The sequence below is a fragment of the Kribbella sp. NPDC056861 genome (genome assembly GCF_040687575.1).
In the GTDB taxonomy this organism is placed as follows: Bacteria; Actinomycetota; Actinomycetes; order Propionibacteriales; family Kribbellaceae; genus Kribbella.
Genome location: NZ_JBFBNQ010000003.1, coordinates 300,947 through 320,038, shown reverse-complemented (window position 1 = coordinate 320,038; position 19,092 = coordinate 300,947). Strand labels below are relative to the sequence as shown.

The 19,092-nt window shown below is 69.2% G+C and carries 14 protein-coding genes; 11 read left to right on the top strand and 3 right to left on the bottom strand.

Annotated elements, in window-relative coordinates:
• Nucleotides 1–62: 62 nt before the first annotated feature.
• Complete coding sequence (locus AB0P21_RS15260; protein WP_363697037.1) at nt 63–2,609, top strand: bifunctional FO biosynthesis protein CofGH; 2,547 nt, start codon at nt 63–65, stop codon at nt 2,607–2,609.
• A 512-nt stretch (nt 2,610–3,121) separates the two neighbouring features.
• Here AB0P21_RS15260 and AB0P21_RS15255 read toward each other — a convergent pair.
• Nucleotides 3,122–3,739, bottom strand: coding sequence for a hypothetical protein (locus AB0P21_RS15255; protein ID WP_363697035.1), 618 nt, complete (start codon nt 3,737–3,739; stop codon nt 3,122–3,124).
• Entirely contained in the window at nt 3,732–5,663 is a 1,932-nt protein-coding gene (locus tag AB0P21_RS15250) for an acyl-CoA dehydrogenase (RefSeq protein WP_363697033.1), read from the bottom strand. The genes AB0P21_RS15255 and AB0P21_RS15250 overlap by 8 nt, the downstream gene beginning before the upstream one ends.
• A 111-nt stretch (nt 5,664–5,774) precedes the next feature.
• Here AB0P21_RS15250 and AB0P21_RS15245 point away from each other — a divergent pair, with 111 nt between their 5' ends.
• The 10 genes from AB0P21_RS15245 (at nt 5,775) to AB0P21_RS15200 (ending at nt 18,476) form a co-directional block, all read left to right on the top strand.
• Nucleotides 5,775–6,170 carry a helix-turn-helix transcriptional regulator gene (locus tag AB0P21_RS15245; protein ID WP_363697032.1) on the top strand — a complete coding sequence of 132 codons (396 nt, stop codon included), beginning with the start codon at nt 5,775–5,777 and terminating at the stop codon, nt 6,168–6,170.
• Nucleotides 6,170–6,949, top strand: a complete 780-nt coding sequence (modA, locus tag AB0P21_RS15240) for a molybdate ABC transporter substrate-binding protein (protein WP_363697031.1) — start codon at nt 6,170–6,172, stop codon at nt 6,947–6,949. The genes AB0P21_RS15245 and modA overlap by 1 nt, the downstream gene beginning before the upstream one ends.
• A gap of 13 nt (nt 6,950–6,962) precedes the next feature.
• Complete coding sequence (modB, locus tag AB0P21_RS15235) at nt 6,963–7,769, top strand: molybdate ABC transporter permease subunit (RefSeq protein WP_363697030.1); 807 nt, start codon at nt 6,963–6,965, stop codon at nt 7,767–7,769.
• A complete protein-coding gene (locus tag AB0P21_RS15230) occupies nt 7,766–8,830 on the top strand; it encodes an ATP-binding cassette domain-containing protein (RefSeq protein WP_363697028.1) in 1,065 nt (354 codons plus the stop codon). Before modB ends, AB0P21_RS15230 begins: the two co-directional genes overlap by 4 nt.
• 75 nt (nt 8,831–8,905) lie before the next feature.
• Nucleotides 8,906–9,874 carry a hypothetical protein gene (locus AB0P21_RS15225; RefSeq protein WP_363697027.1) on the top strand — a complete coding sequence of 323 codons (969 nt, stop codon included), beginning with the start codon at nt 8,906–8,908 and terminating at the stop codon, nt 9,872–9,874.
• 241 nt (nt 9,875–10,115) lie between these two features.
• Nucleotides 10,116–12,683, top strand: a complete 2,568-nt coding sequence (lanKC, locus tag AB0P21_RS15220) for a class III lanthionine synthetase LanKC (protein ID WP_363697025.1) — start codon at nt 10,116–10,118, stop codon at nt 12,681–12,683.
• A 4-nt stretch (nt 12,684–12,687) separates the two neighbouring features.
• On the top strand, nt 12,688–12,828 hold the full coding sequence (locus tag AB0P21_RS15215; RefSeq protein ID WP_270135876.1) for a SapB/AmfS family lanthipeptide: 141 nt from the start codon (nt 12,688–12,690) through the stop codon (nt 12,826–12,828).
• Between the two features lie 295 nt (nt 12,829–13,123).
• Nucleotides 13,124–15,091 carry a prolyl oligopeptidase family serine peptidase gene (locus tag AB0P21_RS15210; protein WP_363697023.1) on the top strand — a complete coding sequence of 656 codons (1,968 nt, stop codon included), beginning with the start codon at nt 13,124–13,126 and terminating at the stop codon, nt 15,089–15,091.
• On the top strand, nt 15,088–16,764 hold the full coding sequence (locus AB0P21_RS15205; protein WP_363697022.1) for an ABC transporter ATP-binding protein: 1,677 nt from the start codon (nt 15,088–15,090) through the stop codon (nt 16,762–16,764). The genes AB0P21_RS15210 and AB0P21_RS15205 overlap by 4 nt, the downstream gene beginning before the upstream one ends.
• Nucleotides 16,761–18,476: an ABC transporter ATP-binding protein gene (locus tag AB0P21_RS15200; RefSeq protein ID WP_363697020.1), complete on the top strand. Its 1,716-nt coding sequence runs from the start codon at nt 16,761–16,763 to the stop codon at nt 18,474–18,476. Before AB0P21_RS15205 ends, AB0P21_RS15200 begins: the two co-directional genes overlap by 4 nt.
• On the opposite strand, the gene AB0P21_RS15195 is transcribed toward AB0P21_RS15200, so the two are convergent.
• Nucleotides 18,455–19,054, bottom strand: a complete 600-nt coding sequence (locus AB0P21_RS15195; RefSeq protein ID WP_363697018.1) for a response regulator transcription factor — start codon at nt 19,052–19,054, stop codon at nt 18,455–18,457. The genes AB0P21_RS15200 and AB0P21_RS15195 overlap by 22 nt on opposite strands.
• Nucleotides 19,055–19,092 lie beyond the last annotated feature (38 nt).

Sequence of the window (19,092 nt, the reverse complement as noted above, 5' to 3'; positions counted from 1 at the left end):
TAATTGTTTTTGACCCTCGAAATCGGCCGAATCCCGTCCGGAGGCCGCCTACGCTTCTAGGCGTGACTGCTCCTGATCAGCCCTCGGCCACTCCCCCGAACGCCCCGATCAGCACCGCTCTGCGGCGCGCGCTGAAGCGGGCCGACGACGGCAAGACGCTCGACCCGACCGAGGTCGAAGTCCTGCTCTCGGCCACCGGTCCCGCGCTCGAACAGCTGATGTCGACCGCCGCCCGGGTCCGCGACCAAGGACTGGCCGACGCCGGCCGGAGCGGAATCATCACCTTCTCCAAGAAGGTCTTCATCCCGCTGACCCGGTTGTGCCGGGACCGCTGCCACTACTGCACCTTCGCGACCACACCTGGCCGCGTGCACGCGCCGTACATGAGTCCGGACGAGGTGCTGGAGGTCGCTCGGCAGGGCGCAGCCCTCGGTTGCAAGGAGGCGCTGTTCACCCTGGGCGATGCTCCGGAGGAGCGCTGGGACGCGGCCAAGCAGTGGCTCGAGGAGGCCGGCTACGACAGCACGCTCGACTACGTCCGGGCGATGTCGATCCGGGTGCTCGAGGAGACCGGTCTGCTGCCGCACCTCAACCCGGGCGTCATGTCGTGGCAGAACCTGCAGCGGCTGAAGCCGGTCGCGCCGAGCATGGGCATGATGCTGGAGACCACCTCGCGCCGGTTGTTCGAGGAGAAGGGCCAGCCGCACTACGGCTCCCCCGACAAGGACCCGACCATCCGGCTGCGAGTGCTGGAGGACGCCGGCCGTTCCAACGTGCCGTTCACCACCGGCCTGCTGATCGGCATCGGCGAGAACCTGGAGGAGCGGGCGGACTCGATCTTCGCGCTGCGCAAGATCGCCCGCCAGTACGGCGGGATCCAGGAGGTCATCATCCAGGGCTTCCGGGTGAAGCCGGACACCGCGATGCGCAACGACGCCGACGTCCCGCTGGACGAATGGCTGGCCGCGATCGCCGCCACCCGGATCGTGCTCGGCCCGCGGATGCGGGTGCAGGCCCCGCCGAATCTGGTCGACCTGGCCGAGGCCCGATTACTGCTCGACGCCGGGGTCGACGACTTCGGCGGCGTCTCGCCACTGACCCCGGACCACGTGAACCCCGAGCGCCCCTGGCCGCAGATCGACGACCTGGCCAAGGTCACCACGGACGCCGGTTTCACCTTGCGCGAAAGGCTGACCGCGCACCCGGAGTACCTGCGCGAGCCGTGGCTCGACCCGCGTCTGATCTCGCACGTCGAGGCGCTCGTCGACCCGGAGACCGGGCTGGCCAACGAGGCTGCCTTCCCGAAGGGCCTGCCCTGGCAGGAGCCCGACGGCGGCTGGGACAGCGTCGGACGCACCGACCTGCACACCGCGATCGACACCGAGGGTCGTCGCACGGAGACCCGCTCGGACTTCGACGCCGCGTACGGCGACTGGGACGTACTGCGCGAGGACGTCAAGAACCGCGTAGCACCGGAAAGAATTCAAGGAGATGTCAAGGAAGCGCTGGCCGCCGCCGAGCGTGATCCTGCTGGGCTGTCCGATTCGCAGGCCTTGACGTTGATGACGGCAACAGGTCCGGCGCTCGACCAGCTGGCGAAGATCGCCGATGACTTGCGCAAGGCAACGGTCGGCGACGACGTCACCTACGTCGTCAACCGGAACATCAACTTCACCAACGTCTGCTACACCGGCTGCCGGTTCTGCGCGTTCGCCCAGCGCCGCACCGACGCCGACGCGTACTCGCTCTCGATGGACGAGGTCGCACAGCGCGCCGAAGAGGCCTGGGTGATCGGCGCGACCGAGGTCTGCATGCAGGGCGGCATCCACCCCGACCTCCCCGGTACGGCGTACGCGGACCTGGTCCGGGCGATCAAGGACCGGGTCCCGCAGATGCATGTCCACGCCTACTCGCCGATGGAGATCGTCAACGGCTCGGTGCGCACCGGGCTGTCGATCGAGGACTTCCTGATCTCGGTCAAGGAGGCCGGCCTGGACAGCATCCCCGGTACCGCGGCCGAGATCCTGGACGACGACGTGCGCTGGATCCTGACCAAGGGAAAGTTGCCGACGGCAAGCTGGATCGAGGTGATCACGACCGCGCACAAGGTGGGCCTGCCGTCCAGCTCGACGATGATGTACGGCCACGTGGACGCGCCGCACCACTGGGTGCAGCACCTGCGCACGATCGCCGAGGTTCAGGACCAGACCGGTGGCTTCACCGAGTTCGTGCTGCTGCCGTTCATCCACACCAACTCGCCGATCTACCTGGCCGGCGTGGCCCGCCCCGGTCCGACGTACGACGAGAACCGCGCGGTGCACGCGATGTCGCGGATCATGCTGCACGGCCGGATCGACAACATCCAGTGCTCCTGGGTGAAGCTCGGCACCGACGGTTGCGTGGCGGTCCTCAACGGCGGCGTGAACGACATCGGCGGCACCTTGATGGAGGAGACGATCAGCCGGATGGCCGGTTCGAAGCACGGCTCCCGCAAGTCGATCGAGGAGCTGACCCAGATGGCGACCGCCGCGGGACGGCCGGCCCGGCAGCGCACCACGACGTACGGCGAGATCCCGCGGAGCGCGCACACCGAGCTCGAACTGGCCTAGACCTCAACCCTGCAAGGGTTTTCTCTCCCCGAAGTACTGGTCCCCAGATTCCAACCAGTACTTCGGGGAAAAGAAACGCCGGCCATGTCGGGCGTCGGTCACCACCTCACTGGCGACCGGCGCCCCGGCGACATGGCCGGCGTCCTGCTGTGCCCCGAGAGGGCGAGCGGCCCGAAGGAGGGAGGATCCGCCATCTCATTCCGCAACCGGCAGGGGAGGAACAGTCCGGTCGCGGACGGGAGCGGCGGTTCCGCCTGGAGCCTTTGCCAGCAACCCGTCCGCTGCTGACAACTGAACGTTGTCACGGGGTGGCTCTGCGCCGCCATGAGGCTGGTTAAACATTTGCATTGATCTAGGACAGGGCGACGCTGTGTGTATACGGCGTCGCTTTCCGTACTCATCGGTAGCGTGTCGCCGCGGAAGTTGCCTCACGCAACAACAGTCCAGCGCTCAACCAGTTGTTGCCCGACCACCCCAATTAGGGGGCCGGAGCAACGATCAGCTGGTAACGATCAGTACGGGAAGGTGTCGTCGCGGCGGGTCGGGTCCAGATCCCAGAGCGAGAACTCGACCACCTTGTGGGACTCCTCGCCGCCGGCCGGGGTGAGCCCGACCGCGTCGTAGTCCTTGGAGCCGAGCCCGTCGAGGTAGCCGAGCAGCTCGAACGCCGACCGGGCGTCCTCGATGTCGTCGATCACCTCGTCGTTCTGCGCCTCGTCCGCGCGACTGCGGACATAGGCGACGAACGCCTCCGGGTCCGTCACGACGAAGTCGTAGCGGGCCTGGTAGCTGAGCCGGATCCCGTTCTCCGGGAGCAGCGCCTCGTCCAGCTCGTCCATCTCACCGCGCTCGACCATCTCGCGGTAGTCGCTCGGGTCGTCGAAGTCGTCCGGTCCGAGTGGCAGGTCGTCCAGCTCGTCGGGGTCGTAGGAGTCGATCCCGAGGAAGATGTCGCCCCAGCCCCGCTCGTGCACGGCGTCGGCGAGCACCCGGGCCTGGACCCGGACGTTCTCGATCGCCGTGGTGGCCCGCAGGTCGTGCAGGTCCAGCGCGTCGGCTTGCTCCAGCAGAACCTTCGCAAGTTCGCGGGCGGCCTCAGCGGCCGATGCGGGCTCAATCGGCTCACTCATGCTGAAACGGTACAACCATCGGCACGTCGACCGCTGCGCCCGGTACGCCGAACGCGTCCACCAGCTCCCCGGCGTACGGCCGGACGGTGGCGCAGAGCTCGTTCACCAGTGCCGTGATCGCCTTCGACCGGGCCCCCGACAACCGCCCGTGCTCGATGTACCAGGCCCGCTCCGCCTCGATCGTCGCGAGCGCGTGCAGGTCGTACAACTCCTTCAGCCGATCCCGCGCAGTACCTTCCGGCGCAGCCTGTACTGCGGCCAGGAACGCCTCCAGCACCACCCGCTCGACGTGGGCCCGCCCGGCCGCGATGACGTGGTCCTGGCACCGGTTGAACGCCTCGAACGGGTCCACCCCGTCGTCGATCCCCCGCTTCAGCCGCCGCGCCACCCCGGCCAGCATGTGCTCCTCGCGGAACCGGAGCAGACCACAGTGATACGCGTCGTCCCGCAGACCGGCATCGGGATCGTTGTCGTCGTTCCGGTTCGGTACTGCGTCGCGCAGCCGCTCGATCAGGGTCCGCAGCGCCGTCTTCTCGACCGCGACCTCGACCGCCTGCCCGGCGACGAACCGCGCCATCCCGAGCGGGTCGAGCTTGCCGAACGACTCCCGGTAGTTGGTCAGCAGACCTTTGGCCACCAGCTGCAGCAACACCGTGTTGTCACCCTCGAAGGTGGTGAACACATCGGTGTCCGCCTTCAGGGTCGACAGGCGGTTCTCCGCCAGGTACCCGGCGCCGCCGCAGGCCTCGCGGCACATCTGGATGGTCTCGGTCGCGTGCCAAGTCCCGAGCGCCTTCGTGCCCGCCGCCTGAGCCTCGAGCGCGCGCTGGTCGTGCTCGTCCTTCACACCGTCGTTCCCGAAGATCCGGACGAACTCCTCGACCAGTTCCGCCTGGGCGAAGTGCAGGGCGTAGGTCCGGGCCAGCAACGGCAGCAGGCGACGCTGGTGCATCCGGTAGTCCAGCAGCAACGACTCGTCCGCGCTGCCCGGCGCACCGAACTGGCGACGGCGATCGGCGTACCGGATGGCGATCGTCATCGCCACCTTGCTGGCGTTGATCGCCGCGCCGCCGACCGAGACCCGGCCCTGGACCAGCGTGCCGAGCATCGTGAAGAAGCGCCGGTCCGGGTTCTCGATCTCGCTGCTGTAGTTGCCTTCCGCATCGACCTGGGCGTAGCGGTCCAGCAACGCGGTGCGCGGCACCCGGACCTGGTCGAAGACGATCCGGCCGTTGTCGACGCCGTTCAGGCCGAGCTTGGCGCCGCAGTCGGACAGCGTGACGCCGGGCAGCGGGTCGCCGTCCGGCGTACGGATCGGGACCAGCAGGCAGTGCACGCCGTGGGTCTCACCGCCGACGACCAGCTGCGCGAAGACCGCGGCCAGCCGGCCGTGCCGGGCGGCGTTGCCGATGTAGTCCTTACGGGCCGCCGCGGTCGGGGTGTGGATAACGAACTCTTCGGTCGCCGGGTCGTACGTCGCAGTCGTACCGAGCGCCTGGACGTTGGAGCCGTGCCCGGTCTCGGTCATCGCGAAGCAGCCGAGCAGCCGGCCCTCGATCGCGTCGTTCAGGTACTGCTCGTGGTGCCGGGTGGTGCCCAGGTGCAGGATCGCGCCGGCGAACAGGCCGAACTGGACTCCGGCCTTGATCATCAGCGACAGGTCACCGAAGGCCAGCGTCTCGAACCCGGCGAGGAAACCGCCCAGGTCACCCTGACCGCCGTACTCCTTCGGGAAGCCACGCCCGGTCTGCCCGTCGGCGGTGATCTCCTGCAGTACCGCGAGCACTTTGTCCCGGTACTCCGCCCGGGTCAGCTCCAGTCCGGCGTCGAGCAGCCCGGCGTTGGCCGCCAGCCCGTCCCGGACCAGATCCCGTGCCGCTTTGTGCGGCCCGTCCAGATACTCGCGCAGCCCCGTCGCACTCATGGCCCAAACCTATGCCGGACCCGCTGGTTGAGCCGTAACGACGCTCACGTTGGCGGAGCGTTAGCGAAATTGCCGGGTCGGATACGCAGTTGCGGCGATAGGATGCCGGTTGTGCCGAATTTGCGGATCAGTGAGGCGGCCGCGTTGCTCGGAGTCAGCGATGACACCGTGCGGCGCTGGATCGAGCAGGGCCGGTTGCCCGCAGTACAGGAGAGCGGGCGGATGGCGGTCGAGGGCGCCCAGCTGGCCGCCTTCGCGCAGCGGCTGGCGGAGTCGCCCGAGCCGGGCAACACCACCGCCGCGTCCGCCCGGAACCGGATGCGCGGCATCGTCACGCGGGTCGTCAAGGACGGCGTGATGGCTCAGGTGGAGATGCAGGCCGGGCCGTTCCGGGTCGTCTCGCTGATGAGCCGGGAAGCGGCGGACGAGCTCGGCCTGGAGCCGGGCGTGATCGCCGTCGCCTCCATCAAGTCAACCCATGTCGTCGTCGAGATCCCGGAGGCCTGATGTTCCGCCGTACCGTCGCAACCGCCCTGACCGCTGTCGCCGCCCTGACCCTGGCCGGCTGCGGCGACGACACCCCGGCGGCCTCCTCCTCACCGTCCGCCAGTACTGCAAACCTGTCGGGCACGGTCACCGTCTTCGCGGCGGCGTCGCTGACCGGCACCTTCACCCAGCTCGGCAAGGACTTCGAGGCCGCGCACCCCGGCGTGAAGGTGGTCTTCAACTTCGCCGGCAGCTCCGCGCTCGCCACCCAGATCAACCAGGGCGCGCCCGCGGACGTCTTCGCCTCGGCGGCCCCGAAGAACATGGACGACGTGACCGACAAGGGCACCGCCACCACGTTCGTGAAGAACAAGCTGGAGATCGCGGTCCCGAAGGGCAACCCCGGCAAGATCACCGGCCTCAAGGACTTCACCGTCAAGGACAAGAAGATCGCCCTGTGCGCGGTCGAGGTCCCGTGCGGCGCGGCCGCCAAGAAGGTCTTCGACGCCGCGCAGCTGACCGCCGAGCCGGACACCCTGGAGAAGGACGTCAAGGCAGCCCTCACCAAGGTCAGCCTTGGCGAGGTCGACGCGGCGCTCGTCTACCAGACCGACGTCTTGGCCGCCAAGGACAAGGTCGAGGGCATCGAGTTCCCGGAGGCCGACAAGGCCGTCAACACGTACCCGATCGCGACCCTGACCAAGGCGAAGAACGCCGACGGCGCCAAGGCCTTCGTCGACTACGTCCTGTCCGCGCCAGCGAAGACGGTGTTGACCGCCGCCGGCTTCGAAGCCCCGTGAGACCTTTGCACCTGTGAGAGCACGGCGGCAGCGAATCGGTGGGCGGTTGCCTGTCGTCCTACTGCTGCCCGCTCTCCTCGGCCTCGCCTTTCTCTTAGTACCTCTAATCGGCCTGCTCGCTCAGGCGCCCTGGTCGACGCTGCCCTCGCGCCTGTTCAGCGAAGGCGTCGGCCAGGCCCTCAAGCTCTCTCTGCTCTGTGCGAGCAGCGCGACCGTGCTCTGCCTGATCCTGGGCATCCCTCTCGCCTGGCTGCTGGCCCGGGCTGAGATCCCCGGCCGCGGCCTCATCCGCGCACTGGTGACCGTGCCTCTCGTCCTCCCGCCGGTAGTCGGCGGCGTCGCCCTACTACTGGTACTGGGCCGCCGCGGCCTGATCGGCGAGCACCTCGACCTCTGGTTCGGCTTCTCGCTGCCGTTCACCACCGCCGGTGTGATCGTGGCGGAGGCATTCGTGGCGATGCCGTTCCTGGTGATCTCCGTCGAGGGCGCCCTCCGAGCCGCCGACCCGCGGTACGAGGAGGCCGCCGCGACGCTAGGCGCCGGCCGCTGGCTCACCTTCCGCCGCGTCACCCTGCCATCGATCGCGCCGGGCATCGTCGCAGGCGCAGTACTGTGCTGGGCTCGTGCCCTCGGCGAGTTCGGCGCCACCATCACCTTCGCCGGCAATCTGCCCGGCCGCACGACGACCATGCCGCTGGCCGTCTACCTGGCCCTGGAGACCGACCCCGACGTCGCCGTCGTACTCAGCATCGTCCTGCTCGCCGTCTCGGTCGTCGTACTGGCGTGCCTGCGCGAGCGCTGGATCAGTGGTCTCCGATGACCCTGTACGCCGACCTGCACGTCACCCGCGACGCCTTCCACCTCGACCTCGCCCTGACCGTCGAACCCGGCGAGGTGGTCGCCCTGCTCGGCCCGAACGGCGCCGGCAAGACCACCGCCCTGCGCGCCATCGCCGGCCTGCTCCCGATCACCACCGGCCAGATCCGCCTGGCCGACGACCTCTGGGACGCGCCTCCTCGCGTCTTCCGCTCGGCCGACCGTCGCCCGATCGGCGTCGTGTTCCAGGACTACCTGCTCTTCAACCACCTCAGCGCCCTGGAGAACGTCGCCTTCGGCCTCCGCGCCCGCGGCACCGACAAACACACCGCCCGCGCCGAAGCCGCTCGCTGGCTCGAGACGGTCGGCCTCACGCAGTACGCGAAGACCCGTCCCCGCTCCCTCTCCGGCGGCCAGGCGCAACGCGTGGCCCTGGCCCGCGCCCTCGCCACCTCCCCCGAACTGCTCCTCCTGGACGAACCCCTGGCCGCCCTGGACGCCAGCACCACACTGCATGTCCGCGCCGAACTGGCCGACCACCTCCACCGCTTCTACGGCCGCACCCTGCTGGTCACCCACGACCCCCTCGACGCGATGGTCCTCGCCGACCGCCTCGTCATCATCGAGAACGGCCAGATCGTCCAGGAAGGCCCACCCACCGAGATCGCCCGCCGCCCGCGGACGGAGTACGTCGCCCAGCTCGTCGGTCTCAACCTGTACCGCGGTACTGCGGAGGGCACCCACGTCGCCCTGGACACCGGCGGCTCGATCACCATCGCCTCGCCCGCCCAGGGGCAGGTCCACGTCGCCTTCCCGCCGTCGGCCGTCAGCCTCTACCCCGAGCGACCCACCGGTACGCCGCGCAACACCTGGCCAATGCGGGTGGCGGGTATCGAGCAGCACGCCCATACGGTCCGGGTCCGGCTGGTGCCGCACAGCTCACCTGCGCCCGGCACGTTGCTGGCGGACATCACCACGGCCGCGGTGGCGGAGCTTCAGCTGTCGCCGGGGCAGCTCCTGCACGCGACGCTGAAGGCTACCGAGATCCAGACCTACCCGGCCTAGTTCCTACCGAACGAGCAGTTGCCTGGCGCAACTTTCGTGAGAGCGGATACTGGTCGGGACCGCTGGATCCACCCGATGGGAGATGTCGTGGCCGAGCCGAGTACCGAGTGGCGTGAAGTGATCGACCCGGGGGAAGCCGAGCGGCACGAGCGGCAGGGCCAGGCCTTCGCCGAGATGCAGACCCGCAAGGACGAGAAGTTCGGCGGCGGCCGCGCGCTGCACCGCAAGCAACTGGCCGCACTCCGCGCGACGCTCGAGGTCCCGGACGACCTCCCGGAGTACGCGAAGCAGGGAATCTTCGCCATCAAGAACAAGTACGACGCCTGGATCCGGCTGTCCAACGGCGGCTTCAACCGCGCCCCGGACAGCACCCCCGACATCCGCGGCTTCTCGATCAAGGTCCTCGGCGTGACCGGCCGGGCCGCGCTCGGCGGCGAGGCGGTCTCGCAGGACTTCGCGATGATCAACCACGAGCACTTCAGCTCGGCGACCAGCGAGGACTTCACCACGGTCGTCACCACCGGCGGCAGTACGCCGGGCAGGATCCTGCTCCGGCTGCTCAAGAACCCCGGCCTGATCCCGCAACTCAAGACCGTCCAGGCAGCCCTCAAGGAGCCGTTCAGCGGTTTCGCCACCCACGACTTCTTCACCGCGGCCCCGCTCGCCTTCGGCCCGTACGCCGTCCGCGTGAAGCTGGCCGCCGCGTCGGACCGGGTCAACACCCAGGCGAGCGACGACTGGGCCACCGACATCTACCAGCGGATCGCCCAGGGCCCGCTGGTCCACGACTTCCAGGTGCAGTTCTTCACCGACGAGCAGCGCACCCCGATCGAGGACGCCTCGGTCAACTGGGACGCGCCCTATCTGACCGTCGGCCGGCTGACGATCCCGCGCCAGCACCCCGAGCCGGCCTTCGGCGAAGAGGTCGAGGCGGCCAAGTTCGACCCCTGGAACGCCCTGGTCGACCACCGCCCGCTGGGTGAGGTGATGCGGGCCCGCAAGGTCGCCTACTTCGCGAGTCAGCAGCACCGGTCCGCGCAGTGAACGCGACTACGACAATCCAGTGGGCAAGTTACGCCCTGTTACGTCACCGCCACGAATTGACATGATGTAACGACACATTCACCGCTCAAAGTGACCACGGTGTAACAAAGAGTGGTTATTTACCCACTCGTAGGGCATGAGTTCTTCACGGTCTAGTGGTGACGTCATGCACTACGCCAGCCCTCCTTCCGTTGCCCAAGATGTGCCGGGCACACCGAACGAGAAGGGGGGACGCACCGCGATGGAAAGTTACGAGCTCTACTGTCTGGCCGACCGGCGCTTCTACGACTCCCCGGCCAATCGGGGGGCCGAGCACCCGGACTTCGCCCTGACGGCCCGACCGGTCCCGGCCGGCTGGAGTCACGTCCCCGGCGAGACCTGGATGCACTACGCGCCGGACGGTCTCGAACTGCCGGCCCAGGGCTGGAAGGTGCACGTCTCCTCCGGCCTCGAGGACGCCGAGCAGACGCTCGCCGTGGTGTGGGACTACTGCGTCCCCCGCGGCATCGCGTTCAAGTTCCTGCGCAACGAGCCCGTGATGCTGATGGTCAACTCGAAGTCCGCCCCGCGCGGCTCGAGCGGCAAGCTGGTCACCATCTATCCGGCCGACGAGGCCCAGCTGGAGCTGGCCCTCAAGGAGCTCGACGGCCTGCTGCAGGGCGTCCGCGGCCCGTACATCCTGAGCGATCTGCGGTACGCCGAAGGCCCGCTGTTCGTCCGGTACGGCGCCTTCATCAGCCGCTACACCCTGAACGAGGGTGGCGAGCGCGTCCTCGCACTCGAGGACGACACCGGCCGGCTGGTGCCGGACCACCGGGGCCCGACCTTCTCGATGCCGCCGTGGATCGCCCTGCCGCCGTTCCTGCAGGAGCACCTGGACGCCCGCAACGCGGTCACCACCAACGAGCTGGCGTACACCATCGAAGGCGTCATCCAGTTCTCCAACGGCGGCGGCGTCTACCTCGGCCACCACAACGAGACCGGCGCGAAGGTCGTCCTGAAGGAAGGCCGGCCGCTGGCCGGGCTGGACATGAGCGGCCGCGACGCGGTCGCCCGGGTCGGTCACGAACGCGACATCCTGCAGCGCCTCGAGGGCCTCGACGTGGTCCCGAAGGTGCACGACTACTTCGAGCTGGGCGACCATCACTTCCTGGTCCAGGAGTTCGTCGACGCGAACCCGCTCCAGCGTGAACTGGTCAGCCGCTACCCGCTGACCCACCCGGACGCGACCGAGGCCGAGCTGGCGGAGTACGCCGCATGGGCCGCGAAGATGGTCGCCGACGTCCAGGCAGCGGTCGCACAGCTGCACGGCCGCGGCGTCGTCTTCTGCGACCTGCACCCGGACAACGTGCTGATCAGCAACGGCGACCGGATGGTCCTGATCGACTTCGAGGTCGCAACCCTCGCCGAGGACCAGGCCCGATCGGCGCTGGCCCATCCCGGGTACGCCGCTCCCGGCGACCGGCAAGGCCCGGATGTCGACCTCTACGCGCTGGCCTGCATCACCCTCGGCCTGTTCGCGCCGCAGACCACGATGCTGCTGAATCTCCATCCCGGCAAGGCTTTCCAGCTCGCCGACATGATCGCCGAGACCTTCCCGGTCCCGCGCGAGTCGCTCGACGCGGCGGTGCGCACGATCGTCGGACCCGACCTGACCAGCGACCCCGAGATGGAGTCACTGGCTCTCCCGGGCCGCGCCGAGTGGACCGAGGTCCGCGCCGCGCTCAGCAAGGCAATCGTTGCCAGTGCCACGCCGGAGCGCGACGATCGCCTGTTCCCCGGCGACATCGCCCAGTTCCAGCCCGGCGGTGGCGTGAACCTCGCCTCCGGCGCGGCAGGCGTGCTCTACGCACTCCACCAGACCGGCGCCGGCCGCTTCCCGGAGTACGAGGACTGGCTGCGCAAGCACGCGCTCACCAGTGAGATCGGTCCCGGCCTGTACGACGGACTGCACGGCATCTCGCACGTCCTCAACGAGCTGGGTCACGAGCAGGACGCCCTCGACCTGATCGAGCGCACCCTGGCCGACGACCTCGGATCCCGTGAGCTCGGGCTGCACAGCGGCCTGGCCGGGATCGGGCTCAACCTGCTGCACTTCACCGGCGAGCCCGTACTGCGCGCCAAGGCGATCCACGTGGTCGACCTGGTCGCGGACCGGCTCGGCGACGTCACCGACGTACCGGAGACCAGCGGCGAGGGCAAGCCGCAAGCCGGGCTGATGTACGGCTCGTCCGGTCCCGCGCTGCTCTTCCTCGAGGCCTACGAGCTGACCGGCGACACCGGGCTGCTGGACCTCGCCGAGATCGCCCTCCAGCAGGACCTGCGGCGTTGCGTCCAGACGCCCGACGGCACCTTGCAGGTCAACCAGGGTTGGCGCACTCTCCCTTATCTGGAAGAGGGTTCGGTCGGTATCGCCCTCGTCCTGCATCGCTTCCTGGAGCTCCGGCCCGAGTCGGAGCTGGCCTCGCAGCTCGATGCGCTGCGGCGGGTCACCCGCTGCTCCTACTACGTCCAGCCAGGCCTGTTCATGGGTCGTGCCGGTCTCCTGCTCGCCGCTCCTTCCGTGGGCGGCGACCTGGACACCGACGACCTGGTGCGGGGACTCGGCTGGCACGCGATGCCGTTCGAAGGCGGCCTCGCGTACCCCGGCAACCAGTTGCTCCGTCTCTCGATGGACCTGGCCACCGGATCGGCCGGCGTCCTGCTGGCCCTCGGTGCCGCGCTGCACGAGCAGCGGGTCACCCTCCCGTTCCTCGGACCTCCCCAGTGGTCCGAGTCCCCATCCCTACTCACTTCGAAGGAGGTGTAAACACATGGCACTTCTCGACCTTCAGGGTCTGGAGACCCCCGGCTACGGCCACGGCGGCGGCCACCACCACGGTGGTTCCACGCTGACCGTTCTCGGCTGCGGTTCCCAGCGTCCGAGCAACCTGAGCCTTCTGCTCTGCCACTGATCGGACTGAGGCGACGCCGCCGGACGTGAGAGTGATGACCAAGGCGGCGTAGCCCTGGTGTCCCGAGTTCGAAGTTGTTTGACAGTGGGTGGTGGTCAGGTGCGTGCATCGGGGTGCTTGAGAAGCGTCCTCGATGCGCAGCATCGTGGATGCTTCTCAAGTGCCGCGAGGTGCGTGCCTGGGCGCCACCCACGTCAAAGAACTTCGGACTCGGGGCACTAGGTTCCGGGGGCCCTGGGTGGGCAGCATTCCCACCCAGGGCCGAACCTGTTTTCCCCGACGGGAGGATGCACCCGTGCAACATCTCGACCTGAGCTACCCCGACGCCGAGCGTCTGCCGCTCATCGACCACCTGCACGGGCACGCGATCCCTGATCCGTACCGCTGGCTGGAAGACGCCTCGACCCCGCAGTCCCAAGCGTGGCAGGCCACCCAGGACCAGCTCTGGCTGAACCACGCCACCACGCTCCCCGATCGGTACAAGCTCCGCGGCCGGGTCCGAGCACTGTCCAGCGTCGGTTCGGTCTCCACCCCGGTCTGGCGCGGCGACCGCTGCTTCGTCGTACGCCGCTCCGCCGAGCAGGAACACCCGGTCCTGTACCTCGATGACGTCGTACTGCTCGATCCGCAGCAACTCGACCCGACCGGCCACACCACTCTCGACAGCTGGCAGCCCTCCCCCGACGGAGCCCTGCTCGCCTTCCAGATCTCTCGCGGCGGCGACGAGCAGTCGGTCCTGCACGTTCTCGACGTCGCCACCGGCCAGCTGGTGGAACCCCCGATCGACGGCTGCCGCTACTCGCCCATCGCCTGGTTGCCGGACGGCAAGTCCTTCTACTACGTGCGATTCCGGCAGGTACTTCACCACCACATCGGCCTGCCCGACGATGTTCGGGTGCTCACCGACGAAGCGTCGTACGGGCTGGACCTGAGTGCGGACGGCCGCTGGCTGACCATCTCGGCGTCCCGCGGCCCGGCGAACGACCTCTGGCTCGCCGACCTCACTCAGGACGGGCCGCCGACCGTTGTGCAGCAGGGCGTCGACGCGATCACAGTGATGTCCGTCAGCCGCGAGGGCCGCCTGTACGTCGTGACGACGCGCGATGCGCCGACCGGCAAGATCTGCGTCGGCGACCCCGAAGACCCGCTGGTCTGGCACGACTACGTCCCGGCCGACCCATCGGCACCGCTGAGCAGCTTGGCGATTCTCGACAAGGTGGTGCTGGTCGGCCGGACCCGGAACGCGGTCGGTGAGATCGCGATCCACGACCTGGTCACCGGCCGCCCACTCGGCGACGTTCCGCTGCCCGGCGTCGGCTCGGTCGGCTCCTTGGCGACCCGGCCGGAGGGCGGGCACCAGGTCTGGTTCTCCTACACCGACAGCGTCACGCCGAGTGCCGTCTACGTCTACGACACCCACACGGCCGGTACGACGCTGTGGTCGCCGCCGCCGGGCGCGGTCGGCGTACCGGAGGCTGAGTCGTGGCAGGTCGACTACACCTCGACCGACGGCACCGCGCTGCAGATGCTGGTCGTCGGCAAGCCGGGCGATCATGGACCGCGACCCACGATCCTCTATGGGTACGGCGGTTTCGGGCAGTCGCTGACCCCGACGTACTCCGCGTTCACCCTCGCCTGGGTCGAGGCCGGCGGGGTGTTCGTGACGGCCAACCTGCGCGGTGGCGGCGAGCACGGCGACGACTGGCACAAGGCCGGCATGCTCGACCAGAAGCAGAACGTCTTCGACGACTACCTCGCGGCCGCCGAGGCGCTGATCGCGGAAGGCTGGACGACACCGGAACAGCTCGCGCTGTGCGGCGAGTCGAACGGCGGCCTGCTGGTCGGCGCTGCGATCACCCAACGACCCGAGCTCTTCGCGGCCGCGGTGTGCTCGGCGCCGCTGCTCGACATGGTGCGTTACGAGCAGTTCGGGCTCGGCAAGAGCTGGGTGCCCGAGTTCGGGTCAGCCTCGGATCCCGCTGCTTTGGCGACGCTGCTGTCCTATTCGCCGTACCACCGAGTGCAGCCTGGCGTGAAGTATCCAGCTACCCTGTTCACCGTCTTCGGCAGCGACACCCGCGTAGATCCCCTGCATGCAAGGAAGATGTGCGCTGCACTCCAGCACGCCACCGACGGCGATCGCCCCGTACTGCTCCGCCTGGAACACGACTCAGGCCACGCCAGCGGTTCGGCGAGTAAAGGCATCGGCCTGGCCGCCGACATGCTCGCCTTCCTGGCCCACCACACCGGCCTGCACCGATGACGTCGACCTACAGCCCCGCACCCACCACCTTCAAGGCGGTTGCCCGGCACGGTAGGGCGTGGTTGCCGTTGATCGCTGTGACCGCCTTGGCGGGCAGCGGCGTGGCGCTTGCGCTGCCGTCTGTACTCGGCCACGCCGTGGACGCGATCATCGCCGGCGGCGACTACGGCCGGTGGTTCACGATCGCCGTCGTACTGGTTGCTGTCGGCATCATCTGCAGTCTGGTCGACGCCTTCGCGGGCACCGCCTGTGTTGCCGGAACGACTGCCTGGCTGCGGCATCGCCTGGTCAGCCAGGTGCTGCGTGGCGGCCCCGAGGGCAGCCGCGAGTTCGACAGCGGCGACCTGGTCAGCCGCGTCTCCGGCAACGTCTCGGACGCCGCCCAAGCAGGTCCCGCGGCAGTCACCACCGTCGCCGCGATGGCGCCACCGATCGGCAGCCTGGTCCTGCTGGCCCTGATCGACCCGTGGCTTGCCGCGGCGTTCTTCGGCGGCATCATCCTCGTCATCGGCGTGCTCTTCGTCTTCGCCCGCCGCACCGCCGAGATCAGCCTCGCCTACCAGGAAACGCAGGGCCGGATCTCCGCCCTGCTGACCGAAGCAGTGGCCGGTCTCCGCACGATCAGCTCCGCCGGCACGACCGCCCGCGAAGAGCGCCGGATCCTCGGTTTCCTCCCCGATCTGCACAAACACGGTCTGGAAACCTGGAAGATCCTGGCCCGCTCCGGCGCCCAGGCCGCGATCGTCGGCCCGCTGGTGCTGGTCGCGGTCCTCACGGTCGGCGGCCTCCAACTCGTCGACGGACGGATCACCGCGGGTGAACTCTTCGCCGCGAGCCAGTACGCCGTACTCGGCGCGGGTCTCGGCAGCCTCACCGGCGTGATCGGCGAGATCGCCCGCGCCCGCGCCGGCATCCAGCGCGCCGCCGAGGTCTTCGCCATCACTCCCGTCGCCCACGGCACCCTGCCACTGCCGCTCGGCCCGGGCCGCCTGACCTTCGACGGCGTCACCGTCTTCGGCGAGGACTCGGCCTTGCTCCAGGACATCCACCTCGAACTCCCCGGCGGCGCGACCATTGCCGTCGTCGGCCCCAGCGGCGCCGGCAAGTCGGTCCTGGCCGGCCTGGCCGCCCGCCTCCGCGACCCCCACTTCGGCCAGGTCCTGCTGGACGGCGTCCCGCTCCAGGCCCTCAACCACCAAGCCCTCCGTACTGCGGTCGGCTGCGCGTTCGAGCGGCCGACCCTGGTCGGCACCACCATCGGCGACGCCATCTCACACGACGCCGTCGGCCCGGTCCGCACCCTCGCGGCAGCCCGCGCGACACACGCGCACGACTTCGTCAGCCGGCTCCCTGACGGCTACTTCACCCCGTTGCCTAAGGCCCCTATGTCCGGCGGCGAACGGCAGCGGCTCGGGCTGGCCCGGGCCTGGCCCGCGAGTCGCCTGCTGGTGCTGGACGACGCGACCTCCAGCCTCGACACAGCAACCGAGATGCAGATCAGCAAGACCCTCACCGAGGACCGGTACCAGCGGACCCGGCTGATCGTCACGCACCGGACCGCCACCGCCGCCCGGGCCGACCTCGTCGTCTGGCTGGACAGCGGCCGGGTCCGCGGCGCCGCTTCGCACCAGGAACTGTGGCAGGACCCGGCGTACCGCGAGGTGTTCGGATGAGGCGCGAACTCCGCTACGGCGCCGCGGCCCTCCGCAACCGCTCGACCCTCAAGCTAGCCGCCTGGTCGATCCCCGACATCCTCCCGACCGCGATCTACGGCGTCGCCGTCGCCCACGCCACCGACAACTTCCTGGATGGACGCGCCTGGCAGGGCATCGCCTGGCTCGGCGGTCTGGTCGCGACGGCCTGCCTCGGCGCGGCCGGCTCCCACCAGGTCTACGGCCGGCTCGGCAACCTGGTCGAGCCACTCAGAGACGACCTCGTACGCCGCGTCGTCAGCGGCGCGTTGCGAACCGGCGACGAGGCCGCCGTCGCGCGCCTGAACCGGCAGGTCGAGATCGTCCGCGACACCTTCGCCGGGCTGGTCCTGGTGATCCGGAACTTCGCGGTCACGCTGCTCGGCGTACTGGTTGGTCTGTTGTCGTTGGCGCCCCTGGTGGCGGCGTTCGTCGTACCGCCTTTCCTGATTGGCTTTCTGCTCTCGTTGGGTGTGCTCGGGATGGCCGCGGATCGGGTGCGCGCGTCCTTGCAGGCTGACGAGGAGTTGGCGACGGCTGCCGGGATGACGTTCAGCGGCGTACGGGACATCACGGCGACCGGAGCCGAGGATTTCGCGGAGAAGCTGGTCGGCAAGCCGATCGAGGCGCAGGCAGCGGCAGAGCGTTCGCTGGCGAAGGTGGCCGCGTTGCGGACGCTGTGTTTCGCGGTGGGCGGTTGGGCTCCGCTGCTGATCCTGCTGGGAGCCGGTCCTTGGCTGGTCGGCCGCGGCATCAGTACAGGAACGCTGCTCGGTGGGCTCACCTACGTGCTGGTCGGTCTGCAGCCCGCGCTGAGCACGGTGATGGGTGCGCTCGGGGAGAGCGGGCTGCGGTACGTCATCACACTCGGCCGCATTCTCGACTCCGCGCCGCCGGCTGCCACACCGCGTCCGGTGGACGAGGTCAACGGGTACCAACTGCGGCTGCGCGGTCTGACCTTTGCCTATGGCCCGGCCGCGGATCCGGTGCTCGAGGATTTGGAGCTCACTGTTTCCGAAGGCGAGCACCTGACTGTCGTCGGGCCCAGCGGCATCGGCAAGTCGACGCTGGCAGGCCTCGTCTGCGGGATGCTCGCGCCGACGAGCGGCCTGGTGCTGTTGGGGGGCGTGCCGCCCAGCGAAGTACCGGTGGAGCGGTTGGCCGAGTCGCGGGTGCTGATTCCGCAGGAGGCTTATGTCTTCAGCGGGCCGTTGATGGAGAACCTGACCTATCTGCTGCCGGACGCCACGATCGCCGAGGTGCTGCAGGCAGTCGACGCGGTCGGCGCGAGCCGGCTGGTCGAGCGGCTCGGCGGCTTCGGGGCGCGAGTACGGCCCAGCGAGCTGTCGCCCGGCGAGCGGCAACTGATCGCGCTCGCCCGGGCCTATCTGTCGCCCGCGCCGCTGGTGGTGCTCGACGAGGCGACCTGCTTCCTCGATCCGGAGTCCGAGCGGCGGGCCGAGGAGGCTTTCGCTCAGCGCGGCGGCACCCTGATCGTGATCGCGCACCGGATCAGCTCGGCCCTGCGCGCCCGCCGCATCCTGGTCCTGGACGGCAACAAGGCAGCGATCGGGACCCACCAGACCCTGCTGCGCAGCTCACCGCTCTACCGCGAGCTCCTCGGTCACTGGCAGCCGCAACTCGAACAGAACCGGGACCAGCTGCAGCGGGATCAGATCCAGCCCGCGTCCTGAGCCTTGCGGATGGCCTCGATCCGGCTCCGCGCCCCGGTCTTGGAGAGGATCCGGGACAGGTAGTTGCGCACGGTGCCGGCGCTCAGACTCAGGGTCCGGGCCACCTCCTGCGCGGTGGCCCCCGTCGTCACCTGCCGCAGTACTTCGCACTCGCGGTCGGTGAGCGGGTTGTCACCCGCCTTGAGCGCTGCCACCGCGAGCCGGACATCGACGACCGGGAGCCCCTTGGCGACGTCGCGGACTGCCTCGACCAGCTGGTCGGTCGACGAGTCGGTCGCGATCAGCCCGATCCGGGGAGCCTGCTTGACCAGCGCCAGGCTGGTCGCGGCGATCGCCTCGTGGTCGATCAGGACCAGCACTCCGGGGCCGGTCAGCTTGTGGCACAGCTCCTCGATCCCGACCTTGCCCGGCAGCTGCGGATCGAGCACCACCACGTGCGGCCGCCGGCCGACCGCTCGCAGGACTTCGTCCGAGGACTCCACCTCGGCCACCAGGTCCAGGTCGTTCTCTCGTGACAACACCGCGGCCAGTGCGTTTCGCACCATCGTGCCGCGGTGGCCGAGGACTACTCGGATCACCGCTCGCCCCCATCACCATCGATTGCCTCAACCAGGGG

Coding starts and splice junctions, on each gene's coding strand:
- AB0P21_RS15205 (WP_363697022.1), top strand. CDS start 15,088: ATGACGTCGACCTACAGCCCCGCACCCACCACCTTCAAGGCGGTTGCC.
- AB0P21_RS15225 (WP_363697027.1), top strand. CDS start 8,906: ATGGGAGATGTCGTGGCCGAGCCGAGTACCGAGTGGCGTGAAGTGATC.
- AB0P21_RS15230 (WP_363697028.1), top strand. CDS start 7,766: ATGACCCTGTACGCCGACCTGCACGTCACCCGCGACGCCTTCCACCTC.
- AB0P21_RS15215 (WP_270135876.1), top strand. CDS start 12,688: ATGGCACTTCTCGACCTTCAGGGTCTGGAGACCCCCGGCTACGGCCAC.
- AB0P21_RS15250 (WP_363697033.1), bottom strand. CDS start 5,663: ATGAGTGCGACGGGGCTGCGCGAGTATCTGGACGGGCCGCACAAAGCG.
- AB0P21_RS15255 (WP_363697035.1), bottom strand. CDS start 3,739: ATGAGTGAGCCGATTGAGCCCGCATCGGCCGCTGAGGCCGCCCGCGAA.
- modA (WP_363697031.1), top strand. CDS start 6,170: ATGTTCCGCCGTACCGTCGCAACCGCCCTGACCGCTGTCGCCGCCCTG.
- lanKC (WP_363697025.1), top strand. CDS start 10,116: ATGGAAAGTTACGAGCTCTACTGTCTGGCCGACCGGCGCTTCTACGAC.
- AB0P21_RS15200 (WP_363697020.1), top strand. CDS start 16,761: ATGAGGCGCGAACTCCGCTACGGCGCCGCGGCCCTCCGCAACCGCTCG.